Annotated in this window: 2 protein-coding genes; both read left to right on the top strand. The window is 54.4% G+C overall.

The features are described 5' to 3' along the window. Positions 1 to 1,221 (top strand): glutamate-cysteine ligase family protein (locus BOW51_RS09880; protein ID WP_217349033.1); only part of this gene is annotated, 1,221 nt, incomplete at its 5' end. A 17-nt stretch (positions 1,222 to 1,238) separates the two neighbouring features. Beyond that, positions 1,239 to 2,267 (top strand): M14 family metallopeptidase, encoded by a 1,029-nt coding sequence (locus BOW51_RS09875; protein WP_078477567.1) that lies wholly within the window; start codon positions 1,239 to 1,241, stop codon positions 2,265 to 2,267. The last annotated feature ends 183 nt before the right edge of the window (positions 2,268 to 2,450 follow it).

The following is a 2,450-nucleotide window of genomic DNA, read 5'->3' as shown; positions in this document are numbered from 1 at the left end:
ACGCAGGGCGTCCGGGGCAATAAAGGCTGTCGAAGATCGAGTGTAAAAGGGCGACTTGGATGTCCCGTTTTACATCACGAGATCAAAGACACGCTTGCCCACATGCAGACACAGCTTGAGCAACTGTGGCAATCGGGCCAGCAGGTTGCCGAAGGGCTGGATACCAGTCTGTTGGCGACAGGTATACTTCCGACAGTCGGACAGAAGGATCTCGTCCTGGCGAATATGTCCGATTCGACCCGTTACCAGGCACTCAATCAGCAGGTTCTGCGCCTCAGGGAAGGGAAGTCGATCCATCTCGATATAAAAGGCAGTGAGCATCTGGAGATGACTCACCACGACGTCATGCTGGAGGCGGCGACCACATCTTTTCAGATTCACCTGCAGTTTCCGCGTCACCTTGGCGCACGCATTTACAATGCATCCAAAATCGTTTCGGCTCCGTTGATCGCGGCATCCGCCAATTCGCCCTTCCTGTTTCAACATTCACTCTGGGACGAAACGCGTATCCCGCTGTTTGAGCAGTCGGTTCCCGTCGGCGCGTCAGACTACAGCCAGCGTGTCTCCTTTGGTGTGCGCTATGCGGATGAGTCACTTTTCGAGATATTTGACGCAAACCTGAAACGCTATCCGATCATGCTGCCAATGCTGATTGATGCAAAACCGGAAGAGTTTGCACATTTGCGCCTGCACAATGGAACAATCTGGCGCTGGAACAGGCCCCTGATCGGTTTCAACGAAGATGGCACGCCGCATTTGCGGATAGAACAACGCGTTGTACCAGCCGGACCGACACTCACAGACCAGGTTGCCAATATCGCTTTCTATTACGGTATGGTCGTCGCCATGGCACATATGCCTGATGCAGCAGAGAAACAACTGCCGTTTGCTGCCTGTCGTGATAACTTCTATGCAGCCGCACGCGCCAGTCTCTCTTCATCTGTGACCTGGCTGGACGGACGCCAGGTCGGCATGCAAAATCTAGTGCTTGATGAACTGTTGCCGCTAGCCGCACAGGGCCTGGAGCAACTTGGTATTGATCAGCATGATGCGGAACACTATCTCTCCATCGTTCGAGAACGTGTTGCAAGCAGCCAGACAGGAGCTGCCTGGCAGCGCCAGTGGGTCAACATGCATCGTAAGGAGTGGCGGGAGTTGGTACTGGCTTACCAGGAACGGCAGCAGGCAGGCAAGCCTGTGCATACATGGACACTGAATTGAACAAGGGCACCTGAGTAATGATAGAGCTGCAACAACTCGACGAGATCCCGGACGGATTACTCGATTGCGAGGCGACCGAACTTGCTGATTTTCTCGGTGCGCCGACCCTGCTGCACCTGCAGGGGATTCGCGAGCCTGCGCTGTTTGTCACGATTTTGCTGCATGGTAATGAAACTACCGGATGGGAGGCAGTGCGCCGCCTGTTGCGCCAATACCAGGTTGGTGGGGGCGAGCATCCGTTGCCACGCAGCCTGAGCATCTTTTTCGGCAATCTCTCTGCTGCAAAAGCGGGGCTGCGTAAACTCGAGCGCCAACCCGATTTCAACCGGGTCTGGGAAGGTGGTGAGGCGGTCGAGGCCGGCCTGATGCAGCATGTGCTCTCGGTTATGGATGAGCGCGGCATGTTTGCCAGTATCGATATTCATAACAATACCGGAATGAATCCGCACTACGCCTGTATCAACGTTATCGATCCGCAGTTTTTGCGCCTGGCGTTGCTTTTCAGCCGCTTGGTCATCTATTTTATACGCCCGCGCGGTGTGCAATCGATGGCGCTCGCATCCCGTTGCCCTGCAGTCACACTTGAATGTGGCAAGGTTGGTGATCAACTTGGTATCGATCATGCAGTAGAGTACGTCAACAGCGTATTGCATCTGCAGGAGCTGGATTCAGAGCCACTCAATCATGAAGAGGTCGATCTCTATCACACGGTGGCAACGGTAAAGGTACCGGAGAGCATCTCTTTTGCATTCGGTGATGATTCCAAGGAACTCTCTCTCTCGCCGGGACTGGAACGTTTCAATTTCAGCGAGATCAATGCCTCGACAACCTGGGGCGATGTGTTTGGGGATGATCTGCCTCTTGAGGTGACGGACGAGCAGGGTGGTGATGTGAGCGAGCACTACTTCTGCGTGGATGACGGACGCATCGTCAATCGTGTCGCTATCATGCCTTCAATGCTGACAATGAATGAGCGTGTTATCAGGCAAGATTGCCTCTGTTACCTGATGGAACGTTACTCACTGCCTCAGGATTTGCTCTCCTAACCCGGGAACCCGGCACGCTTTCAGGTTATTTCGGATTGGCCGCCGGGCCGCTTGCTCCACCGCATGAACCGATAATCTTCTTCTGTCGCTGCGCGCCAAGGAGAGAGAATCGAAGGCGCGTAGTCCCCGGTAGCCACTAGGCGAGACTGTTTTTCTGACGTGCGCCAGCGCCAAAGGAAAAAT

Origin of the sequence: Solemya elarraichensis gill symbiont (genome assembly GCF_002021095.1) — a bacterium.
Taxonomy (GTDB): Bacteria; Pseudomonadota; Gammaproteobacteria; order Chromatiales; family Chromatiaceae.
The sequence above is the reverse complement of the archived record's forward strand: the minus strand, read 5'-3'. Positions and strand labels throughout refer to the sequence as shown.

Bases quoted from the DNA above. Each gene is read 5' to 3' on its own strand.
- BOW51_RS09875 (WP_078477567.1), top strand. From the start codon at position 1,239: ATGATAGAGCTGCAACAACTCGACGAGATCCCGGACGGATTACTCGAT.